Origin of the sequence: Dokdonella ginsengisoli (assembly GCF_042652785.1) — a bacterium.
Lineage (GTDB): Bacteria > Pseudomonadota > Gammaproteobacteria > Xanthomonadales > Rhodanobacteraceae > Dokdonella_A > Dokdonella_A ginsengisoli.
The window spans coordinates 295,572-317,326 of record NZ_JBHSHD010000003.1 but is presented as its reverse complement, the minus strand read 5'-3'; the positions used below and the strand labels follow the sequence as shown (position 1 = coordinate 317,326).

Here is a 21,755-nt window from a genome sequence, read left to right as displayed (position 1 = left end):
CAGTTGAGGGGAACACCATGAACAATACCGTGCGCATCGCATTTGCCGTCCTTCTCGTTGCCGGCGTTGCGGCCTGCAAGAAGAAGGTCGTGAAGCCGGAAGCCACTCCGGTCGACACTACCACCGCGCCGACCGAAACCGCTCCGGTCGACCAGAATGGTCGCTACAAGCTCAGCGATCTGGACACCGATTCCTGCCTGCGCCAGCGCGTGGTCTACTTCGACCTCGACCGCACCGAGATCAAGCCGGAATTCCAGGAGCAGATGCGCTGCCACGCCGAGTTCCTGCGCCAGTTCCCGCAGGCTCGCGTGTCGCTGGAAGGCAACGCCGACGAGCGCGGTTCGCGCGAGTACAACCTCGGCCTCGGCGAGCGCCGCGGCAACGCGGTGCAGGGCGCGCTCAGCGCCGCCGGCGCCTCGTCCTCGCAGCTCAACGTGGTCAGCTACGGCGAAGAGCGCCCGGTCTGCCGTCAGCACGACGAGTCGTGCTGGTCGAAGAACCGTCGCGTCGAGATCGTCTACACCGCCAAGTAATGTCCGCGAAGTGATCCGATGACGTCACTGAAGTCCACAGTGAGTGCAGCGGCGGCCCTGATGGCCGCCGTTGTGCTGTTCGCTCCCCGCGCGGAAGCACAGCGCCTGTCGCTGGCCGAGCGCGTCGATCGCCTCGAACAGCAGGCGGGCGGCCAGAGCGGCGGCAACGCGGTCGATCTGGTCAACCAGATCCAGGCGCTGCAGTCGCAGGTGCAGTCGCTGCAGGGCCAGGTCGAGGAGCTCAAGCACGCGCTCGACCAGGCCAAGCAGCGCAGCAAGGATCAGTACGTCGATCTGGATTCGCGCATCGGCCGCCTCGAAGGCGGCGGCCATGCCCCGCCGCCGGCCGCGGCCTCGAACGCGCCGGCGCCGCGCAACGACAATCCGCCGGACGTCGAACTGGGCGGTCCGGCCAGCCGGAGCAATCCGACCACGCCGCCGCCGCGCGACGCGCGCTTTGCGCCGAGTTCCGGCGTGGGCGAGCTTTCCGCCGAGGATCGCGCCGCCATCGCACCGGGCGAGTCCGCACCGGCCGCAGCGCCAGCCGATCCGGCCGCCGAGACTGCCGCCTACAACGACGCGTTCGCGGCGCTGAAGGACGGCCGCTACGCCGAATCGGCGCGCCGCTTCAAGACCTTCATCGACCAGTATCCGAGCGGCGAGCTGACCGGCAACGCCTACTACTGGCTGGGCGAGTCCTACTACGTCACGCAGAACTACCCGATCGCGCAGGAGTCGTTCGAGACCCTGTTGCAGCGCTATCCGAACAGCCAGAAGGCGCCCGACGCGCTGCTCAAGATCGGCTATTCGCAGTACGAGCAGAAGCAGTGGGACTCGGCCGAGGCGACCTTGAACAAGGTCGTGCAGAGCTATCCCGACACGACCGTCGCGCGCCTGGCGCAGGGACGGTTGCGCGCGCTGAAGATGGAAGCGCGCCCCTGAGCGCGGCGTGATGAAAGGCGTCGCCGCTCATCTCGACGCGGCAGACGCCGCCACGCCCGCTTCCGCGCCGGCCGAGCCGCGCCTGCGCGTCACCGAGATCTTCCATTCGCTGCAGGGCGAAGCCGATGCGGTCGGCTGGCCGACCGTGTTCGTGCGCCTCACCGGCTGCCCGCTGCGCTGCGTCTGGTGCGACACCGAATACTCGTTCCACGGCGGCACGTGGCGGACGTTCGCCGACGTGCTCGCCGAGGTCGCCAGCCATGGTGCGCGCCACGTCTGCGTGACCGGCGGCGAGCCTCTGTCGCAGAAGCGCTGCCTGGCGCTGCTCACGCAGCTGTGCGACGACGGCTACGAAGTGTCGCTGGAGACGTCCGGCGCGCTCGACGTGGCCGAGGTCGACGCGCGCGTGCGCAAGGTGGTCGACCTGAAGGCGCCCGGTTCGGGCGAGGTCGCGCGCAACCTGTGGTCGAACCTCGACGCGCTGCGGCCGCACGACCAGCTCAAGATCGTGATCGCCGATCGCACCGACTACGAGTGGGCGCGCGAATGCGTCGCCGGGCATCGCCTGTCCGAGCGTTGCCAGGTGCTGTTCTCGCCCGTGCACGGACGCGTCGCGCCGCGTGAACTCGCCGAGTGGATCCTCGCCGATCGCCTTCCGGTGCGCATGCAGCTGCAGCTGCACAAGCTGCTGTGGGGCAGCGAGCCGGGTCGCTGAGCCGGCCCGCCAAGGAGAAGAACCGATGCAGGAAACGAAACGCGCCGTCGTGCTGGTTTCCGGCGGCATGGACTCCGCCGTCGTGCTCGCGCTCGCGCGCGAACAGGGTTTTGAGTGCTACGCGCTCAGCGTCGCCTACGGCCAGCGTCATTCCTCCGAACTGGACGCCGCGCGTCGCGTCGCCGCGATGCTCGGCGCACGCACGCACAAGACCGTGCACGTCGACCTGCGCAGCATCGGCGGCTCGGCGCTGACCGACGACATCGACGTGCCGGCCGACGGCGGTGACGGCATCCCGGTCACCTACGTTCCGGCGCGCAACACCATCATGCTCTCGATCGCCCTCGGCTGGGCCGAGGTGCTCGGCGCGCAGGACATCCATTGCGGCGTCAACGCCGTCGACTACTCCGGCTACCCCGACTGCCGGCCCGAATTCGTCGCCGCGTTCGAGCGGCTCGCCAATCTCGCCACCAAGGCCGGCGTCGAAGGGCACGCCTTGCGCGTGCATGCCCCGCTGATGGCGCTCGGCAAGGCCGACATCGTGCGCGAAGGACTGCGCCTGGGCGTCGATTTCGCGCAGACGGTGTCGTGCTACCAGGCCGACGACGACGGCCTTGCCTGCGCGCATTGCGACGCCTGCCGCCTGCGCGCGCAAGGCTTCGCCGCCGCCGGCGTCGCCGACCCCACGCGCTACCGCTGAACGGGTCGAGCAGGTAAACTGCGCGACCCCCGCGGCACCGCGGAGCGCACCGATCTGTGGGCCGTTAGCTCAGCGGTAGAGCAGCGGACTTTTAATCCGTTGGTCGATGGTTCGATCCCATCACGGCCCACCATTCATCCCTTCACGTCGCCCGAATTCGCATGCGCTCGGCTCTTCCGAGGTTTGTCGCCGTCGGAGATTCTGGACTCAATCTACCCGGTCTTCGATGTGCGAAGTGATGCCCGTCGAGAAGGGCGGCGTTGCTGGCATCCATGCCGAGTTGACGACGAGGCCGGTTAGCACGCCGCGCGAAACGATGCAGGTGACGCCGACCGTAAGCGGGGCGGCTGCACGGCCACGGCAAATGCCCGGCGTCATAGGAGCGACGTCGTGCGCCGATCGAGAAAAAGCCGCAGCGTTAGGTCGAGCGAAGCAACAGCCGGCGAAACGTGAAAGATTGCAGGCAAGCCCCAGGAAAAGGGGGCGCGCCAGCGCCCCCTTTCCAAGTTCTCAGCCGCCTTCCGAACTGCAGAAGGGAGAGCCGTATACCTCGATCTCCCAGCCCTCGAGTACGCCGGTATTTACGGTCTGGATTCCGTCGTCATAGAAACGGAACGACCATTGTCCGGCGGCATCCTTGTTGTTGAAGATTGAAAGGCTGCCGGCTCCGGTCGGGGGGGTGTTCTGCGTGCGGTCCAATTGCAATGTTTCGATCGTGGATTCTTCCGGTCCCTCTTCGTAGGGGACGGTCCACGGAAGAGGGTTGAGATTCCACACTTGGCTGGTAACGCCCTGATTTCCGGTTTTGTCGATGAAGATGCGCATGCTGGGTGCCAGAATGCTCCAAGGAAGCCCCCATCCGGTCGTATGGTCCTCTCCTGCATATTTCGAACGGAATCGAACCTTTACGTCCGAAGTGCAGAACGTCGCCGCAATAGTGAAGGCATCGGTGACAGGGGCATTTGCAGGAGTCGGACTGGGTACGGGAATACTGAAGGACTTTCCATACCGAATGACACCTCTATGAAGAACGCCCGCTCGCTGCACCGGGACATTCAGTTGGCACGTTCCCTGCCCGTCGAAGGTCACGGTGAACGGGTAGTCGCCGACAGGAAGGGAATAGGCGGCCGTGCTCGGCTTGACGACGACGCTCTTGGCCGAGCCGGATTGTCCGGCAGGTGCAAGTACGATGGTGCTGGAAGGCGTGATGGAAAGCCAGGATTGGCTCGAGAACACCTCGACCGTCACCGCGGTAGGCCGCGTATTCGTCAAAGTGTAAGTCAGGCTCTCGGGAAACGACGGGGCCGTTACGGCGTAGACGTCGGGTGTGTCATCCGGAGTGACGGTGAAGTCGGTCATGCCGATCTCGAACCGATGACGCATGGTGTCGCTGAAACTGTGGGTCAGGTCTCCGACGGTCACGTAGCGATCGTAGATGCCGCATGCAGTACTGCTGGGCACGCTGGCAGTGACCGTGATGTTGGTCGAGCTGCCCGGTGTCAGCGGCGTGTTGTAACCCCCCAGTTGCAGGAAGGCGGGCTGCCCGCTGGGTGGGGCGGAGAGGTATGCAGACACGATGGTATTGGCCGCTGCGGAGGACGATGCCGTGGCGGTGTAGGTCGTCTGCGTGGGCGTTGGGCTTCCATTGACCGGGAGGACGTATGTGACGTCGTCGAGTGGCTCCACTCGGAGATACGGCGTGGATACCAGGCTGGTCAGATATGCGATCGATCCCGGGTTCACTCCCGTCTGCACTCTTTCTCCAGGAAGTACGGTCTGGTCACAACCGTCGCGCATGAGCCAGGTGTTTGTGGGATTGAATGTGGAGTTTGGTTCGACAAAATTCGTACATCCTTTGCCAGAGTAGCCGGATGCTGCGACCTCGACGTAGTCGCGATCGACGTTGTATACGGGGGCCCCGGACATTCCGTCCATCAGATAGAAGTCGGCGAAATTCGGCGACGTGTAGGATGGGTATTGGTATATTGACTCGTCCTTGGTGTAGGTCATGCCGAAGAGAAGCTTTGCCGGCAATCGATAGGGATGGCCAAGAATCGCGAAGTTGTCATAAGCGGCCAGATGACCGTGATCGCGAATTCTCAAGTAGCGACGGCTGGAGGGCGCAGCCCTGTTCAGGTAGAAGGCGGCATAGTCAATAAATAGAGGTAAGGTGCCGCCGCCTGCCTCAGGTTGGCGGTAGTAGAGCATCGTGTCGGCGATCAATGCGTCTCCGACGGGCATCTGGTTGAAGGGTTTTGCCTCGTACACGTTTTCCGCCGGAATGTATTCCCCGTTTGGCGGAGTACATACTCCTGGTGCGGTCGGCTTCTCTCTCATGTCAAAAACGACCCAGAAATTCCTGGGGTCAAAATTCCCCTCCGCGCCTGGCGGGTTGGGGCTGTGCGCTGCAGTCACCACGACGTTGGGTGAAATGAGAAAGGCCGATCTTCCTCTTGGCGCGTATCGGGTTTCGTTCAAGAAAGGGGAGTCTCCTGCGAGTGGAACACCTGACGCCGGATCGCCCGGATCATCTGATCCTGGATAATTTACGTTTGGAGAAGTCTCCGTGAAATAGTAGTAATTAGGATCATCCGGTCGCTTCTTGAGATAAGCTTTGGGAACCAGCATTGCAACGGCTTCCGTCATTCTCGATATGTCGCCGACATAGGGAGTCGGAATGCCGTACCCGCATGGGTCCTGCCAGTACTGGAAGGGCGTGGTGGGAGAAGTGCCGCTTGCGTCGGAAGCCCGGAGTGCGGTCAGGGCAGCACAAGCGAAGAAGGTAGCCCATTTCGGCAATATCATTGGTTGTTCCCCTTCTGGTGTGGATCGTCGGAGCCGGTAGGACGCGATGGTCTCCAGCACTGAATCGTCCTCCCGCACGCGCGGGAGGTGTGTGACGGTATAAGCCGTTCGCGTCGCGAAGATTGCGACCGGAGCAGGCCGCAGGCGGGCGCGGAAAATCTCTTGCGAGCGCGTCGCCGGCTACCCCCGCAAAAAAACGAAAGGCCTCTCGCGAGGCCTTCCGGATGGACGTCGATGCCGCTTCGAACGCGGCCGGCGAGCTTGGGGATTCCCGTCGGCCGAACCGGCGTCGGAGCCACGCTTCGAGGTGCGACCGGACGTCCGCGTCCACCCTACGTGGACGGCATTGCGCGGCGCCATTGAACAAATTCGTTGCGGGGCGCCAGAGTGCTGATCGCTGGCGCCTGTCTTGTGCGGCGGGTTCGGTGACAAGGCCATCTTCGTCTGTGAAGCTCGCGGCGGCCCCCGAGGCGCGGACGCGGCGACCTGCCGAGAGGTCGCCGCTGCCGTTTGCCGACGGGGCCACTGCCGTTTTCCGGCCGGCGAAAAGCTCCGTGCGGGCTTCGACGAAATCCGCTGCGCATCGAGCGGCGACTCGATGGACCGACGCGCAGGAAGGGCGCCCGGCGGCGCAAGCGTGGGCTGAGCGGCCGGCGCGGCCGCGATGACGCTACGGCAGCCCGCTCAGCTCGTGCTGCAGCTGTTTCAGCTCGCTCCAGCGATTCTCGACCACTAGCACGGCCTGCCGGGCCCAGCTGGAGGGGTTGGCGTAGCGGAAGTACGGTCCGCCACGATCGAGGATCTCGAGCAGGTCCGCCTCGTCGATCTGCGCGAGCTCGACGAAGCCGGCGACGCCGTTCGCGCGCAGCAGGTCGTCGATCTTCGGGCCGATGCCTTCGATGATGGTCAGGTCTTCGGCGTGCTTCATGTTGAAGCCGGCCGCGCGCGCGGCGCCGACGTCGATGAGGCGGGCGATGCCCGGTGCGTGCGGATAGTCCAGATCCGGCGGCGGCTCGGCCGGCCGTGGCGCGGGTTCGGGCAGCGGCGAGTGCAACTCGGGGCGCGGCGACGGAGGCGTGTCGCCGCGGCGTCGCGCGGCGAACAGCCATGCCGAGAGCCAGCCGGCCAACAGACCCAGGACGAACCACAGCACGCGCTCGCTGATCGGATCCATCATTCCTCCTCGCCAATGGCATCCCCCGGCGCCGGCAGCCTACCACCGGCGCAGGCGCCGGGTGGTCAAGTTTTCGCAAGGGCGCAGAGCCTTCGTTTGGTCGCCGCGTCGCCCGCGCGCCGCCCGAATCGGTCCGCGTGCGGCCGCCGCGGCCGGCTGCAATCCCGTCACCTCGATGACGGAGTTCGACGATGACGACGCGGCTGGTCCACAGCGTGACTTTCAAGGTGCTCGGCATCGGCCTGCTGGCCCTGCTGATGCTGATTCCGCTGGCGCAGGTGAATGACCTGATCCGCGAGCGCGAGGGGCGGGCGCACGAGGCGACGGCGCAGATCGCCGCGCGCTGGGGCGGCCAGCAGCTGGTCGGCGGTCCGGTGCTGGTGGTGCCGGTGCAGACGCGGCAGCGCCAGGGTGAGGCGACGGTGACGGTGGAGACGCGCGAGTACCTGCTGCCGGACCGGCTCGGCCTGCGCGCGAACCTTGCGCCGGAAGTGCGCCGCTACGGCCTGTACGAAACCGTGGTCTACGTCGCCGAGCTGAACGTGGAGGGGCGCTTCGCGGCGGCCGACCTGGCGGCGCTGGAAGGCCCCGGCCGCGAGGTGCAGTGGCAGCGCGCCGAACTGCGCGTGCCGGTCGCCGACGTGCGCGGCATTCGCCGCGTCTCGCCGCTGCGCTTCGCCGATCGCGAACTCGGCTTCGGTCCCGATGCCGGCGGCGTCGCCGGTGTGGCCGCGATCGCCGCTCCGCTCGTTGTCGACCCGTCGTCGCTGGCGCCGCAGCTTCCGTTCGCGTTCGAGCTGACCCTGGCCGGCAGCGAGCGGCTCGCGGTTCTGCCGCTGGCGCGCCAGACCGAACTGCGCGCGGCCGGCGCGTGGCCCGATCCCGGCTTCGACGGTGCCTTCCTGCCGGCCGGACATCGCATCGACGCGAAGGGTTTCGAGGCGAACTGGCAGGTGCTCGACCTGAACCGCCGCATCGCGCAGCGCTGGAGCGAGAGCGAAGCGGCCGGCATCGCGCTCGGCGACAGCGCGTTCGGCGTCAGCCTGGTGCGTCCGGCCGGCCCGTACCAGCAGAACGTGCGCGCGGGGAAATACGGCGTGCTGTTCATCGCGCTGACCTTCGTCGCCTTCTTCCTGTTCGAGGTGCTGCGCGGGCTGCGCGTGCACGCGGTGCAGTACCTGCTGGTCGGCGTCGCGCTGTGCACGTTCTACGTCGTGCTGCTCGCGCTGTCCGAGCAGATCGGGTTCGCGCTCGCCTATCTCGCCGCGGCAGCCGCGACGGTGTGCCTGGTCGGTGGCTACGCGGCGGCGGTGCTGGCGCAGCGGCGTTCGGGCTTCGTCCTCGGCGGCCTGCTCGCGCTGGTCTACGCGCTGCTCTACGGTCTGGTCGCCAGCGAGGACTACGCGCTGCTGATGGGCGCGCTGGCCCTGCTGGCCACCGTGACCGCCCTGATGTACCTCACCCGACGCGTGGACTGGTACGCGATGGGCCCGACCGCACGAGGCGCGTAGGCGTCGGCGCCGCTACACTCGCACGGATGAACCTGCTCGCGATCGAAACCGCCACCGAATCCTGCTCCGCCGCCCTGCTGGTCGGCGGACGGCTGCTCGAACGCAGCGAACTGGCGCCGCGCCGTCACGCCGAGCTGCTGCTGCCGATGTGCGAGGCGCTGCTGGCGGAGGCCGGCCTGCGCCGCGCCGATCTCGACGTGCTCGCGGTCGGCTGCGGGCCGGGAGCGTTCACCGGCGTGCGCCTGGCGGTCTCGGCGGCGCAGGGCATCGCGCTCGCGCTCGACCTGCCGGTGGTGCCGGTGTCGTCGCTGGCGGCACTGGCGATGCAGGCACCGCCGAACGGCGCCGACGTACTCGCGGTGATCGACGCGCGCATGGGCGAGGTCTACGCCGGCACGTTCCGGCGCGGCGACGACGGGCTGGTCGAGGCGATCGGACCGGAGTCCGTCGGCGCCGCCGAGGCCCTGTCCCTGCCAGCGTCGCCGGCGTGGAACGTGATCGGCAGCGGCTGGGCCGGCTATGCGACGGCGCTCGCGGCGCGCCTGCCGGCGCCGCCGGCCTGGGCCGACGGCGAACGCTACCCGCAGGCGGCCGATGTGGCGCGCCTGGCCGAGCCGCTGGCGCGCGAGGGCCGCGGCGTGGCCGCCGAGCAGGCGCTGCCGGTCTACCTGCGCGACAAGGTCGCGCTGACCCTCGACGAGCAGCGCCGCCGCTGAGCGCGCGGAACGCGGTGCCGCGTCAGCCGGCGGGCGGCGATGATGCGAGCGTCTTCGCCTCGTCGACCACGCACGCGTCGTAGCCGTCGAGCTTCTCGCACGAGAACGGCGGCGGCGTGCGCTCGAAGCGTTCCTTCCAGCGCCTGTCCGGGCCGATGACGTAGATGTCGTCCGGGCTCCAGAGGCCGGCGTCGGACCGGCTGGCGAGATCGCCGCAGTAGTCCTGCGTCGCGCGGTCGTTCCAGCGCGCGAGATAGCCGGTGTTGAGCGTGAGGCGGTGTTGCGCGGCGAACAGCTGGAACGGCAGGTACGGTCCGGCGGCTTCGCCGCAGGCGGCCGGTGGCAGCAGGGTCAGGTGGCGGCGTCCTTCGGCGAGCGCGGCCCAGCGCGCATCGCCGAGCCGGGTTCCGGGGACTTCCGCGTTCGCGCGCAGCCGCGTCTTCGCGTAGTGCAGGTGTGTCGGCGAAAGATCGGCGAGCTGCGCGGTCAGCGCCAGTGCGAGCAGTGACGCGGCCGCCGCCGGCCGGTAGCGGCGGATCGCACTGGACACCACGAGCAGGATCAGCGCGTAGTAGGCGATCCAGACGAAACGCCCCGAGGCGCGGAACGGGCCGAACAGCGGACTGTCGATCGGCCGGTCCAGCAGCACCAGCGAGCCGATCGCCGTTACGCTGCTCGCGGCGAACAGGCACAGCGCGAAAGCGACCAGCGCCAGCGGCCGCCAGGACGGTTCCAGGCGCGGCGGACGCCGACGCAGCACGGCGTCGACGAGCAGCCACAGTCCGAGCGCGAGCACGCCCAGACCCGGAAACGCGAAGCCTTCGTACTGCTCGGGCAGCGACGGCAGGGTCGGCAGCAGCCGCGAATGCCCCATCGGGTTGAAGAAGCCGAGCAGGTTGAACGAATAACGCCCGTACGCGACACCGCCGGCGCTGTCGGCCGAACGGATGACCATCGCGCCGCTGAACCACAGCAGCGCGACGAGCACGGCCAGGGTGACGCCGAGAGCGATCGCCGCGTCGCGCGGCGTGCGCGCGCGATCGATGCTTACGCGGCGGATCCAGTAAGCGACCTGGATCGCCACCGCCATCGAGGCGAGATACGGATGCACCAGGATCGCCGCGCCGGCAATCAGCAGCCACGGGCGCATCTCCGCCGCCAGCCGCACCGGCGGATCGGTGCGGAAGTAGAACCACAGCGAGAGCAGCAGCAGCCACTGCGTGGTGAGGGTGTCGTGGCCGAGCCGGCTGATCAGCAGCGGCGCCGACACGAACAGCATGGCGCCGGCGAGGATGGCCGCAGGACGCCGCGTGGTCCGTGTCAGCAGCAGCGCGGCCACGCCGCCCTGCAGCACGCAGTTGCCCATCAGCCACAGGCCGATGTACTGGAACGGCTGCGGCAGCCACGGCGACAGCGGTTTGAGCAGCAGCGCCAGCAAGGGCAGCGAGTCCGTGTACGCGATCGAGGTGCCGACCGGATACCACAGCTCGGGCATCAGGCCGGGCGGCCAGTGCCACGGCGCGTCGCGGAACATCGCCCAGCCGCTGTAGTGCTGGGCCAGATCGGCGCCGAGCAGCCAGCCGATCGCCGTCGGGTCGGCCAGCGCCGTGCCCAGCGTGCGCGCGAAGAAGATCAGGCCACAGGCGGCGCCGATGCCGAAGGCGAGCGGGCGGTCGACCTCCTGGCGGCGCGCCGAGACCGTGCCGAAACCGAGCAGGGCCAGCACGGCGACGAGAATCAGCGCGCGGTCCGGCGCAAGACCCGGAACCGCCGCGCCCGCTGCGGCCACGCGATCGAGCAGATGCAGCGCGTCGAACAGCAGCAGGGCGCAGACCGAGGCGTACACCACGGCTTCGATCCACCAGGCCTGCGTCGTGCGGACGGGCGCCGGGCCGCGATCTCCGCGTCGGAGATCGGAAGAGGTCGTGCGTTCCATCGCGGTCCCGGCGGCTCGATTGGCAGTCGTGCGCACTGCGTGCTGCAGTGCTTCGCGGCTATCGACGCGGATGTGCGCCGCATCGTCGCGCACGAGTGCCTATAATCGGTCACTTCTCTGCTGGGGGAGAAGAAAGCCATGCCGACGATCCGCTTCGGCATCCGGCGACGGTCGCCGTTCCGGCCGCGCCGCTTGTGCCACGCCCGCGCGCTTGGTCGCGTCGCGGCCTGCGACCTTGCCGGGCGCGTGCCGCCGCCTTGCCGGCCATCGATCGCGGCGACGGACCGTTGAGCTTCGTCAGATCGCTCGCCGCGGAGACCGGCGCAGAGGAACGAAGGACCCCCGAACGCATCGCCCGCACACTGGCGATCGCCGCCGTTGCGCTGGTGGCCGTGGTCGCGATCGCGCGTCTGGTTCTGTGGACGGGGAACCAGCAGGTCGCGTTCGACGGCGCGATGAATCTCGAAGCAGCGCGCTCGATGGTAGAGGGCCAAGGTTACCGTCGCATGTACGGCGACCGCGACGCATTTCCGCACGAGATCCAGACGCGCGCGCCGTACATCCTGCCCGCCGCCGCGGTGTTCGGTGCGTTCGGCGTCGGCCTCTGGCAGGCGCAGCTGACCAACCTGCTGTACCTGTTCGCGTTCGCCGCGGCAGCGTTCGTGCTGGTCGCGCGAGCGACGTCGTGGCGCTGGGGATTGCTGGCCGCCGCCACCTGCCTGGCGACGCCAGGCATCGAAGACTGGGGCATGAACGGATACGGCGAAGTGCCGGCGCTGACCTGGTGGCTGCTTTCGCTGCTGGTCCTGTATCCGCGCGACGGCTCGGCTCCGATCGGAGCGGGCCGCTGCTTCGCGGCGGGACTGCTGGCGGGTCTGGCCGTGGTCACCAAGACCGTGCTGGCGATCGGCCTCGTCGCCCTGCTGCCCGTGCTGGTGGCGGAAATCTGGCGGCGGCAGCGTCGCCTCGGACCGGTCCCGGCCCTGCTCGCCGCGTTCGCGGCCGGCGCGCTGGCGCCGCTGCTGCTGCACGAGGTGTGGCGCGGTTTCGCGATCGGCGATTGGGCGCTGTGGAAGGCCTGGCTCGAAGACGAATGGCAGTCGGTGCAGCAGCAGGCCGGCGTGCGCACGGGCTTCGACGACACGGGTGCCTTTGCCGGCAAGATCGCCGCGCATTTCCAGGTGCTGGCGGCCGGCGTCGGCCTCGCGCCTTGGCTGCTGGCCGCGTGGCTGGTGCTGCCCGCGCTGCTGCTGGCCGGCCTGCGCCGACGGCTGGCGAGCTGCGGCGCGCGCCCGCTGGTGCTGACGCTGGCCGTGTTCGCATTGATCTATTTCTGCTGGTGGCTCGGCGTGACGCCGACGCAGAAGGCCTGGTACCGGCGCGTCTTCAACGGCGTGCTCGTGCTGCAGATGCTGGCCACGTTCACCGTTGCGCTGCTGTGGAGGGAGCGTACCCGGGCGCGGTACCGCGCTCCGCTCGTCGCGGCGACGGCGACGGCGATCGCGCTGCAGGCCGGTCTGGCGTGGTCCAGCCTCGGCGATTCCGGCAACTGGGCGTCGTCGGCGTCGCGCGAGCTGCTCGACCGGGATCTGGCGGCGATCGGCAGCCTGCCGGCCGAGGCGGCGCTGTACGGCGCGGGCTGGTATTCGCTGCCGGCCGTCGCCTTGTACTCGGGGCGGCACATCGACGACCTCAACGCGAAATTGCCTGCGGACCTCGCCGCGCAGTCGCGCGTCTACCTGCTCGCCGATCCGCCGATGTGGACTTCCGGCGCGGAACGCTACTGGCTGCGGCGCTTCCCTTGGAAGCTGGTCGCCGAAAGCCTCGACCTGCGCGTGTTCGAGCTGACCACCGACCGCGTGCGCGACCCGTTCGACCTCACGCCGGTCGATCCGGCCACCGTGCGCGGCTACTTCGACGTGCAGAGCGAAGGCTATGCGTACGCTTTCGGCTTCCACGGCCGCGAGGGCGACGGCTGGACCTGGGCGCGTCCGGACACCGAAGTGCTGCTGCGCTACGCCGGCGAGGCGGAATTCAAGCTGGACGTGTTCCTGCCGCAGGCGAGTTCGTACCAGCTCGGCACGCCGCCCGGCATCCGCGTGCTGGTCGGCGACTGCGAACTGGGCGTGCTGCATCCCGCCGCCGGCGAACGCACGCAGCCGACTCTGCCAATGAGCACGTGCCCGCAGCCGGAGCGGCCGTTCGTCCACGTGCGGCTGGTCGCCGACAACCTGCTCGACTCCGCCGACGACCGGCCGATGAGCTACGTGCTGCGCGGAGTCGGCTTCGCCGGCGGCGCTCCGTAGCGCCGCGGGTCTATCGGTTCAGCCGCGCCAGCACGCGCGAGGCAATGTAGCGCAGCCGCCCGAGGCGGCCGCCCTGCAGCGCGGCCTGCGATTGTTCGAGCTGGCGCGTGAGGCGGGTGATGTCGCGGTACAGGCGCTGGTTGTGCTGGTCGCGACGGGCGAGCAGGGTGCGCAGCGCCTCGACGTCGGCCTCGGTCAGCGTCGTGCCCGCGCGCAGGTGTTCCGGCAGGGGGCGGTCGACATAGATGGTCGAATGCGTGTCGGCCGATTCCTCCGGCGGACGCTCGCGGGTATAGAAGTACAGCGCGATCGACCTGCGCGTGAGGTCGCGGCGCGCCGCCGGCAGGGCGATGCGGCCGAAGCCGTGCCAGCTCCACTCGGTCGTCTCGAAGATCACGCAGCGGTTGTACAGCGGCGTCACCAGCGTGATGCGGTCGTCCGGCGAGCGCGGATCGGAATGCAGCTCCAGCGAGCCGCCCCAGTCGTCCTGCCACTCGCGGTTGAGGTAGACGATCAGGTTCAGCCGCCGGTGCCAGTGTTCGACCGGATGGCGGTTGAAGTCGACGTGGGGATCGAGGTCCTGTCCCTCGCGGTTCTCGTGCGTGCCGCCGCCGAAGTAGAACGGGTCGTAGAGCAGCTCGGGGATGCCGGTGAGGCGCGAGACCAGGCCGAGGAAGGCGGGCGACTGGATCAGGTCGTCGAGCGCCGCGTACGGCGCGCCCAGGTCGCGGATGCGTTCGACGGTTGACTTGCCGCCGAGTTCGCCGGCCTCGTTGCGTGCGTTGCCGCGCTCGAACGGCGGGAAGTCGGCGAGCAGGCGCGCGGCGTAGCCGGCGTCGAGGAAGTCGTCGATGACGACGTGGCGGAACGGTTCGCGGCGCGCGAATGCGGCCGCGTGGCGATCGAGGTCGGCGAGGACGCTGGGGGCCACGAAACTCGCGAGGTCGGGGGTCTTCATGGGCGCGCATGATGCCATGCGCGCGTGCAGCGGGGAGCTGCCGATCCGCTTGCCGCTGCAATCCTGCGCTCAGCCGCTGCCCAGCGACGCCAGGGCGCGTTCGATGCGCGCGCGCGTGGGTGCGCGCAGCAGGCTCGGCGCCTGCGCGCGGAGCTGCGCACGGTCGAGCGCGTTGACCGCCTCGCGCACTTCCAGCAGCACGCCGGGATGCATGCTGAAGTCGGTCAGGCCGAGGGCCAGCAGCAGGGCGGTGTAGCGGCGGTCGCCGGCCATCTCTCCGCACAGGGTCACGCGGCGCTTGGCGCGTTCGGCGGTCGCGATGGTCTGTGCGATCAGCTTGAGCACCGCCGGATGCAGCGGGTCGTACAGGTTCGCCAGGTGATCGTTGTTGCGGTCGACCGCGAGCGTGTACTGGATCAGGTCGTTGGTGCCGATCGCGATGAAGTCCAGCGTCTTGATCATGCCGGGCAGGGCGATCGCGGCGGCTGGCACCTCGATCATCGCGCCGAGGTCGACGTGTTCGGCGATCTCGTGGCCGGCCGAGCGCAGGTCGCGCGCGCACTCCTTCAGCAGGCGGCGCACGCTGACCATCTCCTCGGCGGCCGAGACCATCGGCACGAGGATGCGCACCGGTCCGTAGCCGGAGGCGCGCAGGATCGCGCGCAGCTGCACGGCGAGCAGCTGCGGATGGCGCAGCGACAGCCGCACGCCGCGCACGCCGAGCGCGGGGTTTTCCTCGTCGTCGAGCACCAGCCCACTGGCATCGGCCTTGTCGGCGCCGAGATCGAGCGTGCGGATCGTCACCGGCAGCCCGCCCATGCCGAGCACGAGGTCGCGGTAGGCGAGGAACTGCTCGTCCTCGCTCGGGATTTCCTTGCGCTGCAGGAACAGGAACTCGGTGCGGTAGAGGCCGACGCCGGCGGCGCCGAGCGCACGCGCCTGCGCCACGTCGGCGGGCGACTCCGCGTTCGCATACAGGGCGATCGTCGTGCCGTCGCGCGTGCGCGTGTCGGCGTCGCGCAGCAGGGCCAGGCGCTTGCCCTTCTGCGCGATCTCGCGCTGCCAGGCGCGGAACCGCGCCAGGTCCTGCGCCGCCGGGTGTACGACGATTTCGCCGCGCTCGCCGTCGATCAGCACGAGGTCGTCGTCCTGGATGTGCGACAGCGCGTCGTGCGCCGCGACGATCATCGGCAGGTGCAGGGAGCGGGCGAGGATCGCGCTGTGCGAGACCTGGCTGCCGGAGGAAAGCACCACGCCGAGCACGCCGCGCTCGGCCAGCGGCACCAGCTCGGACGGCGCCACCGTGTCGCTGACCAGGATCTCGCCGACGCGCGCGGCGAGGCGGCGCTCCTCCGCGCTGGACTCGCGCGCGAGGCCGGCCTGTACGCGGCCGATCACGTGTTCGACGTCTTCCTTGCGGCTGCGCAGGTAGGGATCGTCCATCTCCTCGAACATCGCGACGAGGCGGTCGCGCTGCATCTTCAGCGCGGCGCTGGCGCGGTAGCGGCCGACGCGGATCAGGTCGAACAGGCCGCTGGTCAGCTCGCGGTCGGCCAGCATCAGGCTGTGCGCATCGATGAATTCGGCGACTTCGCGGGCGAGCGTGCCGTGCAGCTTCTCGCGCAGCGCCTGCAGTTCGTCGCGCGCGAGCGCGATCGCGCGGCGCAGGCGCTCCAGTTCGTGTTCGACGTCGCCTTCGGCGAGCGGACTTTCGTCGACCAGGTAGCGGCTCGGGTGCTCCAGTCGTGCGCGGCCCAGCGCCATGCCGCGCGCCGCGCCGGTCCCGGTCAGGACGAGCCTCATTGACCCTCGTCGAACTTGCGCTCGAACAGGTCGACCATCGCCGCCATCGCGGCTTCCTCGTCGGGGCCGTCGGTGCGCAGCGTGATCGGCGTGCCGAGTCCGGCCGCGAGCATCATCACGCCCATGATGCTCTTGGCGTTGACCTCCTTGCCGCGGCAGGCGATGAAGGCGCCGGACTGGAAGCCGTGCAGCAGCTGGACCAGCTTCGCCGACGCGCGCGCGTGCAGGCCGAGCTTGTTGCTGATCGTGATTTCCCTTTCGAGCATGACGTTCCTTTCGTGGCTGTGGAAGGGGTGCCGCGTGCGCGCCGCGCCGCCCGCGCCTGCCCGTCTTCGGGCCGTTCCGGCGATCGCAAACGCCGGAAGAACCGTGTGCAGGCCGGCGACGCGCGGTCGCCGCTCCGCGAGGCACAGGGCGCGAACCTGTTCGCGCGTCGTCATCCCTGACGCTCGCCCTCTCGGGCCAGCTTCGCCGTCCGGGCGCGCTCGCGCGCGCCGCGTGTCGCGACCGTGATGTCGAGAAATGGGCGGCAATGCCCGTTTCTCAACACCTACGCGTTGTCGACGACGATGCCTCCGCGCCCGCCGTTCGCGGCGGTCTGCGCCAGCTCGTCGAGCGACTGCTCCGGATAGTTGAGGACCCGCAGCAGCATCGGCAGGTTCAGTCCCGACACGCAGTGCATGCGCACGCCGAGGTCGGGCAGGCGCCGCGCGATGTTGCACGGGGTCGCGCCGTACAGGTCCGACAGCACCAGCACGCCGTCGCCGTGGTCGAGATCGCGCGCATTCGCCGCGGCGGCGCGCAGCATCGTGTCCGGATCGTCGTCCGGAGCGACTTCCTGCACTTCGACCGGCAGCGGCAGGCGCCCGAGCACGTGGCGCGCCGCGCCGACGAGCGCGGCGCCCATCGATTCGTGGGTCATCAGGAGCACGCCGACGGTCATGGCGCGCCCCCGGTTCGCGGGAATCGGGAATCGGGAATCGGGAATCGGCAGCAGCGGCCCGTCATTTCCCGAGCGCCGTCAAGCGAGCGCAGCGCGCATTCCCGATTCTCCATTCCCGATTCTCGATTCCCGGCCTTCATCACTCCAGCTCCCGATGATAGGTCAGCACCTGCGCGTAGCGCTGCCGGAAATGCTCGGCCAGGCGTTCGCACAGGTACACCGACCGGTGGCGGCCGCCGGTGCAGCCGATGCAGATGGTCACGTAGCTGCGACCGTCGTGCTCGAAGCGCGGCAGCCAGCTCTCCAGGAAGCGCGTCAGGTCGTCGCGGAACTCGCCGACCTCGGCCTTGCCTTCGAGCCATTCGCGCACCGGCGAATCCTTGCCGGAAAGCGGCCTCAGCTTAGCATCCCAGTGCGGATTGGGCAGGCAGCGCGCGTCGAACACGAAATCGGCATCGGTGGGGACGCCGCGGCGGTAGGCGAACGACTCGAACAGCAGGGTCATCGCGCCGGCGGCCAGGCCCATCTCGGTGATGATCAGGCGGCGCAGCTGGTGCACGTTGAGATCGCTGGTGTCGATCGTGCGGTCGGCGATGGCGAGCATCGGCCGCAGCAGGCGGCGCTCCTCGGCGATCGCGTCGGCCAGGCCCAGCCCGTCGGACAGCGGATGGCGGCGCCGCGTTTCCGAGTAGCGCTTGATCAGTACCTCGTCGCGGGTGTCGAGGAAGACCAGCCGGTAGCCGATGTCCGCCTGCGCCAGCTCGGCCAGGATCTGCGGCAGGCGGTTGAGGTTCTCCGCGCGGTTGCGCACGTCCACGCCGACGGCCAGCTTGTGGCGCAGCCCGGCGGCGTTTTGCGACAGCGCCTGGACGAACGAAGGCATCAGCGCGGCCGGCAGGTTGTCGACGCAGTAGTAGCCCAGGTCCTCGAGCGTGCGCAGCGCGACGGTCTTGCCCGAGCCGGACAGGCCGCTGACGATGATCAGCTGATCGGTGGGGCTGGCGGTGTCGGCGGGCGTGTCTACCATGGCGGCAATCGGCGCATCTGGTGCGCCTGTCGGTCGATGAAGGTCTGCGCGGGGTCGAAGCCCTTGCTCTTGAGCATGTGGCTGCGCACCGCCGCTTCCGCGAGCACCGCGATGTTGCGGCCCGGCGCGACCGGAATGACGATCTGCGGCACCTGCACGTCGAGGATCTCGCGGTAGCCGACGTCGCCCGTCAATCGCGTCATCGCGTCGCCGGGCGCGTCGAGCTTCTGCGGCTTCAAGTGAACGATCAGGCGCAGATATTTCGAGGGTTTGACCGCGGTCTGACCGAACATCTCGCGCACGTTGAGCACGCCCAGGCCGCGCACCTCGAGCAGGTCGCGCAGCATCTCGGGGCAGTTGCCGTCGATCACGTCGGGCGCGATCAGGGTGAACTCCGGCGCGTCGTCGGCGACCAGGCGATGGCCGCGCGTGATCAGCTCGAGCGCGAGCTCGCTCTTGCCGGTGCCGCTCTCGCCGGTGATCAGCACGCCGATCGAGTACACCTCCATCAGCACCCCGTGCAAGGTGATCTGCCGTGCCAGCGTGCGCGCGAGCTGGTATTGAAGATACGTCAGCAGCTCATGGCCGCGCTTGGGGCTGTGCCACAGCGGCGTGTTGGTTTCCTCGGCCGCCTTGCGCAGGTCGGCCGGCACCGGCTGGTCCTTGGTGACGAGCAGCGCGGTCGGTTCGTAGGCGACGATCTTCTCGACCGTCTCCCAGCGCTGGCGCGAATCGAGGCTGTCGAGGTAGTTCAGCTCCTCGGTGCCGATGATCTGCACCTTGTTCGGATAGATGATGTTGAGATAGCCGACCAGCGAGGGGCGCCGCGCGAGGTTGCCGCCGGTCTCGATCGCGCGGTTCTCGCCGCGCAGGCCGGCGATCCAGCGCAGCGCCATGCGCTCGCCGACGGAGTCGAACAGCTGGCGGGCGGTCAGGCGGTCCATGGGGGCAGGGCTGAGGGCGGAGGGCGGAGGGCCATGAAGCTTCGCGACGGCGGCATCGTTCCGCCCAGTGTACGGGCGCGCGCTCATGGCGTCACATGGGAGGGATGTACGTCGCAGGTGCGTCCGGCCGACGGCGTCGATGCGGCGCTTTCCGGCCGGCATCCGTGCCCATCCCGCGGTCGCCCGGCGGCGTCGCCGATTTCAGCCCTCGGCTCTCAGCCCTTTCTTCAACGCCTCGTGCAGCGCCTGCGCATCCGGCGCCGCGCGCAGATCGGCGGTGATCGAGCCGCTGGAAAACAGCTCGGCCAGTTCCGCCAGCAGCTTCAGGTGCTGGTCGGTGAAATGGGCCGGCACGATCAGCGCGGCGACCAGGTCGACCGGCTGGCGGTCGGCGGCGCCGAAGTCGATCGGGGCGGACAGGTGCACGAAGGCGGCGCGGGCCTGCGCCACGGAGGCGCTGCGGCCGTGCGGAATCGCCACGCCGTGGCCGAGCCCGGTGCTGCCGAGACGTTCGCGCGCGACCAGCGCATCGCGCACGACGGCGACGTCGTCGTCGCCGCCGGCGAGAAGGTTGGACACTTCGGCGAGCAATTCGGCCTTGTCGCGTGCGACAAGGCCGCTCCGCACCCGCTCGGGGGACAGCAAATCGAGGAAAGGCATGGGCGGGTGCGGGATCTCGCGATGGACGAAGGCTTAGCTGTAGCGCGCCGAACGCACCGCGTCGGCGTGGTGGTCGGTGAGCTTTTCCTTGTGCTTGCGCACCTGCGTGTCGACCTTGTCGACCAGCGCGTCGAGGGCCGCGTACATGTCGACCGCGGTCGCGTCGGCGTGCAGGGTCTTGCCGGAAACCAGGATCGTCGCCTCGGCCTTGTGCAGCAGCTTCTCGAGGCCGAGGACGATGGTGAATTCATGCAGGTGGTCGAAGTGGCGCGAGATGCGCTCGAACTTGCTGACGGCGTAGTCGCGCAGGGCAGGAGTGACTTCGACCTGATGACCTTTGACTAGTATCTGCATGATGAACTCCTCGTGAGGTGGGCGGCTCGCGCCGACCCGGGCGAAAGGCCGCTGCCCGTGCCGCAAACCCGGCGTTCGGGTGGCCTGCATGAACTCCGACAAGCGCCTGTCGGCGACGTTCCCTCCTGCAGGTTGGAAAAACGGATGGGGTGCTGTCATGGCGTGGTTCAGCCGAGCCGACTGCGATCGTTCGAGGATGGAATGTTCAGCGCTTCCCTGTACTTGGCCACGGTACGCCGCGCCACGTTAATTCCGCGTCGATTCAATTCGGTCGCCAGGACCTGGTCCGAGAGCGGCCGCGCCGGCTGCTCCTCGCCGATCAGCTTCTTGATCATCGCCTGGATCGCGGTCGCGGACGCCGCGCCGCCGTCGACGGTGGTCACGCCGCTGGAAAAGAAATACTTGAACTCGAACGTGCCGCGCGGCGTGTGCAGGTACTTGCGCGTGGTCACGCGGCTGATGGTCGACTCGTGCATGCCCACTTCCTCGGCGACGTCCTTGAGCACCAGCGGCCGCATCGCCTCGGCGCCGAATTCGAGGAAGGCCTCCTGCGCGCGCACGATCGAGGTGGCGACCTTGAGCATGGTTTCCGCACGCGTCTTGAGCGACTTGATCAGCCAGCGCGCTTCCTGCAGCTGGCCCTTGAGGTAGTTCGCGTCCTCGCGGCGCGCCTTGGCGATCAGGCTGGCGTAGTGCTCGTTGATGCCCAGGCGCGGTTGGCAGCCGGGCGCGAGCGTGACCTGCCAGCGGCCGCCGACCTTGCGCGCGTACGCGTCCGGCGCGACGTACTCGGCGCTGGTGCTGGCGAAATTGCCGCCCGGCTTGGGCGTCAGGCCGCGGATCAGCGCCAGCGCGGTCTCGAAGGAGGCTTCGTCGACGTGCAGGCGCTGGCACAGGCGGGCGCGATCCTGGCGCGCCAGCGCCTCGAGATGTTCGCCGACCAGCGCGCGGGCGAGGGTGAGTCCCGGCGTGTCGGGATCGAGCACCTCCAGCTGCACGGCGAGGCATTCCTTCAGCGAACGGCTGGCGACGCCGACCGGATCGAACAGCTGCACGCGGTGGCGCACGGCTTCGATTTCGTCCGGTGTCACCACGTGCAGCGAAGCCAGCGCGTCGCGGATCGATTCGTCGTCTTCGCTGAGGTAGCCGTCGTCGTCGACGGCCTCTATGATCGCCGCCGCGATCGCGCGGTCGCGCGCGGACATCGGCGTGAGGTTGAGCTGCCAGAGCAGATGGTCGCGCAGGTCCTCGATCTCGGCGTCCTGCGGCTCCATGCCGTCCTCGTCGAGGGCGGTGCCGCGATGCTCGTTGCGTTCGAATTCGAGGTCGAGCGGCTGGTCGTCGGTCTCCGGCGCTTCGGCCGCGTTTTCGCTCGCCGCGTCCGCCGCTTCGGCTGCATCGGCGCCGTCGGCTTCCTCGGCCTCGACGGCGTCGCCGGTCTCCATGTCCAGCAGCGGATTGGATTCCAGCGCCGCATTCAGTTCCAGCTCCAGCTCCATGCGCGACAGCTGCAGCAGGCGGATCGCCTGTTGCAGCTGAGGCGTCAGCGCCAGCGACTGGCTGAGGCGGAATTGGAGCGCTGGTTTCATCCGAAAACGTGGCGGAGCCTGGCTGCCCCCATCCTAGCGCCAAACGAAGGGCCCGGGCAGATTGACTATGGCCGGGATTCGGGATTGGGAATGCAGGAAAGGCGCGGCAGTTCGCGCTTTCGGTGTGCGCCGAGCGTTG

19 protein-coding genes and 1 tRNA gene are annotated in these 21,755 nt (G+C 68.8%); 8 read left to right on the top strand and 12 right to left on the bottom strand.

The features are described from left to right. Positions 1-17 precede the first annotated feature (17 nt). From pal to ACFO6Q_RS03565, 5 genes are all read left to right on the top strand, one after another. Positions 18-533: a peptidoglycan-associated lipoprotein Pal gene (gene pal / locus ACFO6Q_RS03585; protein ID WP_380019146.1), complete on the top strand. Its 516-nt coding sequence runs from the start codon at positions 18-20 to the stop codon at positions 531-533. A 60-nt stretch (positions 534-593) separates the two neighbouring features. Continuing rightward, positions 594-1,475 carry a tol-pal system protein YbgF gene (ybgF, locus tag ACFO6Q_RS03580; protein WP_380019145.1) on the top strand — a complete coding sequence of 294 codons (882 nt, stop codon included), beginning with the start codon at positions 594-596 and terminating at the stop codon, positions 1,473-1,475. Between the two features lie 10 nt (positions 1,476-1,485). Further along, the gene (gene queE / locus ACFO6Q_RS03575) at positions 1,486-2,190 is read left to right on the top strand and encodes a 7-carboxy-7-deazaguanine synthase QueE (protein ID WP_380019144.1); all 705 of its coding nucleotides are present in this window, start codon (positions 1,486-1,488) and stop codon (positions 2,188-2,190) included. A 25-nt stretch (positions 2,191-2,215) separates the two neighbouring features. After that, positions 2,216-2,890 (top strand): 7-cyano-7-deazaguanine synthase QueC, encoded by a 675-nt coding sequence (queC, locus tag ACFO6Q_RS03570; protein ID WP_380019143.1) that lies wholly within the window; start codon positions 2,216-2,218, stop codon positions 2,888-2,890. Between the two features lie 58 nt (positions 2,891-2,948). Beyond that, a tRNA-Lys gene (locus ACFO6Q_RS03565) sits at positions 2,949-3,023 on the top strand. 377 nt (positions 3,024-3,400) lie between these two features. Here ACFO6Q_RS03565 and ACFO6Q_RS03560 read toward each other — a convergent pair. Together ACFO6Q_RS03560 and ACFO6Q_RS03555 are read right to left on the bottom strand one after the other, a co-directional pair. Next, the gene (locus ACFO6Q_RS03560; RefSeq protein WP_380019142.1) at positions 3,401-5,755 is read right to left on the bottom strand and encodes a hypothetical protein; all 2,355 of its coding nucleotides are present in this window, start codon (positions 5,753-5,755) and stop codon (positions 3,401-3,403) included. 610 nt (positions 5,756-6,365) lie between these two features. After that, entirely contained in the window at positions 6,366-6,869 is a 504-nt protein-coding gene (locus ACFO6Q_RS03555) for a hypothetical protein (protein ID WP_380019141.1), read from the bottom strand. A 191-nt stretch (positions 6,870-7,060) separates the two neighbouring features. Between ACFO6Q_RS03555 and creD the strand changes: the two genes are divergently transcribed. Both creD and tsaB read left to right on the top strand, forming a co-directional pair. Next, positions 7,061-8,380 carry a cell envelope integrity protein CreD gene (gene creD / locus ACFO6Q_RS03550; RefSeq protein WP_380019140.1) on the top strand — a complete coding sequence of 440 codons (1,320 nt, stop codon included), beginning with the start codon at positions 7,061-7,063 and terminating at the stop codon, positions 8,378-8,380. 26 nt (positions 8,381-8,406) lie between these two features. Then, a complete protein-coding gene (gene tsaB / locus ACFO6Q_RS03545; protein ID WP_380019139.1) occupies positions 8,407-9,096 on the top strand; it encodes a tRNA (adenosine(37)-N6)-threonylcarbamoyltransferase complex dimerization subunit type 1 TsaB in 690 nt (229 codons plus the stop codon). Between the two features lie 22 nt (positions 9,097-9,118). Here the strand turns inward: tsaB and ACFO6Q_RS03540 are convergent, their stop codons facing one another. Continuing rightward, complete coding sequence (locus ACFO6Q_RS03540; RefSeq protein ID WP_380019137.1) at positions 9,119-11,032, bottom strand: DUF6311 domain-containing protein; 1,914 nt, start codon at positions 11,030-11,032, stop codon at positions 9,119-9,121. A gap of 287 nt (positions 11,033-11,319) precedes the next feature. Here ACFO6Q_RS03540 and ACFO6Q_RS03535 point away from each other — a divergent pair, with 287 nt between their 5' ends. Further along, positions 11,320-13,338: a hypothetical protein gene (locus ACFO6Q_RS03535; protein ID WP_380019136.1), complete on the top strand. Its 2,019-nt coding sequence runs from the start codon at positions 11,320-11,322 to the stop codon at positions 13,336-13,338. Positions 13,339-13,348: 10 nt separating this feature from the next. Here ACFO6Q_RS03535 and ACFO6Q_RS03530 read toward each other — a convergent pair whose 3' ends face one another. The 9 genes from ACFO6Q_RS03530 to ACFO6Q_RS03490 all read right to left on the bottom strand — a co-directional run bounded on the left by ACFO6Q_RS03530 (position 13,349) and on the right by ACFO6Q_RS03490 (position 21,616). Then, positions 13,349-14,296 (bottom strand): 2OG-Fe(II) oxygenase, encoded by a 948-nt coding sequence (locus ACFO6Q_RS03530; RefSeq protein ID WP_380019135.1) that lies wholly within the window; start codon positions 14,294-14,296, stop codon positions 13,349-13,351. Between the two features lie 69 nt (positions 14,297-14,365). Then, a complete protein-coding gene (gene ptsP, locus ACFO6Q_RS03525) occupies positions 14,366-16,099 on the bottom strand; it encodes a phosphoenolpyruvate--protein phosphotransferase (RefSeq protein WP_380019134.1) in 1,734 nt (577 codons plus the stop codon). Next, positions 16,096-16,365, bottom strand: coding sequence for an HPr family phosphocarrier protein (locus ACFO6Q_RS03520; protein WP_380019133.1), 270 nt, complete (start codon positions 16,363-16,365; stop codon positions 16,096-16,098). Before ACFO6Q_RS03520 ends, ptsP begins: the two co-directional genes overlap by 4 nt. Positions 16,366-16,649: 284 nt before the next feature. Beyond that, positions 16,650-17,042: a PTS sugar transporter subunit IIA gene (locus tag ACFO6Q_RS03515; protein WP_380019132.1), complete on the bottom strand. Its 393-nt coding sequence runs from the start codon at positions 17,040-17,042 to the stop codon at positions 16,650-16,652. Between the two features lie 139 nt (positions 17,043-17,181). Beyond that, complete coding sequence (gene rapZ / locus ACFO6Q_RS03510) at positions 17,182-18,069, bottom strand: RNase adapter RapZ (RefSeq protein WP_380019131.1); 888 nt, start codon at positions 18,067-18,069, stop codon at positions 17,182-17,184. Beyond that, positions 18,063-19,013, bottom strand: a complete 951-nt coding sequence (gene hprK / locus ACFO6Q_RS03505; RefSeq protein ID WP_380019130.1) for an HPr(Ser) kinase/phosphatase — start codon at positions 19,011-19,013, stop codon at positions 18,063-18,065. Before hprK ends, rapZ begins: the two co-directional genes overlap by 7 nt. Before the next feature lie 201 nt (positions 19,014-19,214). Further along, positions 19,215-19,673 (bottom strand): PTS sugar transporter subunit IIA, encoded by a 459-nt coding sequence (locus tag ACFO6Q_RS03500; RefSeq protein ID WP_380019129.1) that lies wholly within the window; start codon positions 19,671-19,673, stop codon positions 19,215-19,217. 33 nt (positions 19,674-19,706) lie between these two features. Then, positions 19,707-20,027, bottom strand: coding sequence for a ribosome hibernation-promoting factor, HPF/YfiA family (gene hpf / locus ACFO6Q_RS03495; protein WP_380019128.1), 321 nt, complete (start codon positions 20,025-20,027; stop codon positions 19,707-19,709). A gap of 167 nt (positions 20,028-20,194) precedes the next feature. Continuing rightward, positions 20,195-21,616: an RNA polymerase factor sigma-54 gene (locus tag ACFO6Q_RS03490; RefSeq protein WP_380019127.1), complete on the bottom strand. Its 1,422-nt coding sequence runs from the start codon at positions 21,614-21,616 to the stop codon at positions 20,195-20,197. Positions 21,617-21,755: the final 139 nt, after the last annotated feature.

Coding starts and splice junctions, on each gene's coding strand:
- ACFO6Q_RS03555 (WP_380019141.1), bottom strand. CDS start 6,869: ATGGATCCGATCAGCGAGCGCGTGCTGTGGTTCGTCCTGGGTCTGTTG.
- tsaB (WP_380019139.1), top strand. CDS start 8,407: ATGAACCTGCTCGCGATCGAAACCGCCACCGAATCCTGCTCCGCCGCC.
- queE (WP_380019144.1), top strand. CDS start 1,486: ATGAAAGGCGTCGCCGCTCATCTCGACGCGGCAGACGCCGCCACGCCC.
- rapZ (WP_380019131.1), bottom strand. CDS start 18,069: ATGGTAGACACGCCCGCCGACACCGCCAGCCCCACCGATCAGCTGATC.
- queC (WP_380019143.1), top strand. CDS start 2,216: ATGCAGGAAACGAAACGCGCCGTCGTGCTGGTTTCCGGCGGCATGGAC.
- hpf (WP_380019128.1), bottom strand. CDS start 20,027: ATGCAGATACTAGTCAAAGGTCATCAGGTCGAAGTCACTCCTGCCCTG.
- ACFO6Q_RS03490 (WP_380019127.1), bottom strand. CDS start 21,616: ATGAAACCAGCGCTCCAATTCCGCCTCAGCCAGTCGCTGGCGCTGACG.
- ptsP (WP_380019134.1), bottom strand. CDS start 16,099: ATGAGGCTCGTCCTGACCGGGACCGGCGCGGCGCGCGGCATGGCGCTG.
- pal (WP_380019146.1), top strand. CDS start 18: ATGAACAATACCGTGCGCATCGCATTTGCCGTCCTTCTCGTTGCCGGC.
- hprK (WP_380019130.1), bottom strand. CDS start 19,013: ATGGACCGCCTGACCGCCCGCCAGCTGTTCGACTCCGTCGGCGAGCGC.
- ACFO6Q_RS03515 (WP_380019132.1), bottom strand. CDS start 17,042: ATGACCGTCGGCGTGCTCCTGATGACCCACGAATCGATGGGCGCCGCG.
- ACFO6Q_RS03520 (WP_380019133.1), bottom strand. CDS start 16,365: ATGCTCGAAAGGGAAATCACGATCAGCAACAAGCTCGGCCTGCACGCG.
- ACFO6Q_RS03500 (WP_380019129.1), bottom strand. CDS start 19,673: ATGCCTTTCCTCGATTTGCTGTCCCCCGAGCGGGTGCGGAGCGGCCTT.
- ybgF (WP_380019145.1), top strand. CDS start 594: ATGGCCGCCGTTGTGCTGTTCGCTCCCCGCGCGGAAGCACAGCGCCTG.
- creD (WP_380019140.1), top strand. CDS start 7,061: ATGACGACGCGGCTGGTCCACAGCGTGACTTTCAAGGTGCTCGGCATC.
- ACFO6Q_RS03540 (WP_380019137.1), bottom strand. CDS start 11,032: ATGGAACGCACGACCTCTTCCGATCTCCGACGCGGAGATCGCGGCCCG.
- ACFO6Q_RS03530 (WP_380019135.1), bottom strand. CDS start 14,296: ATGAAGACCCCCGACCTCGCGAGTTTCGTGGCCCCCAGCGTCCTCGCC.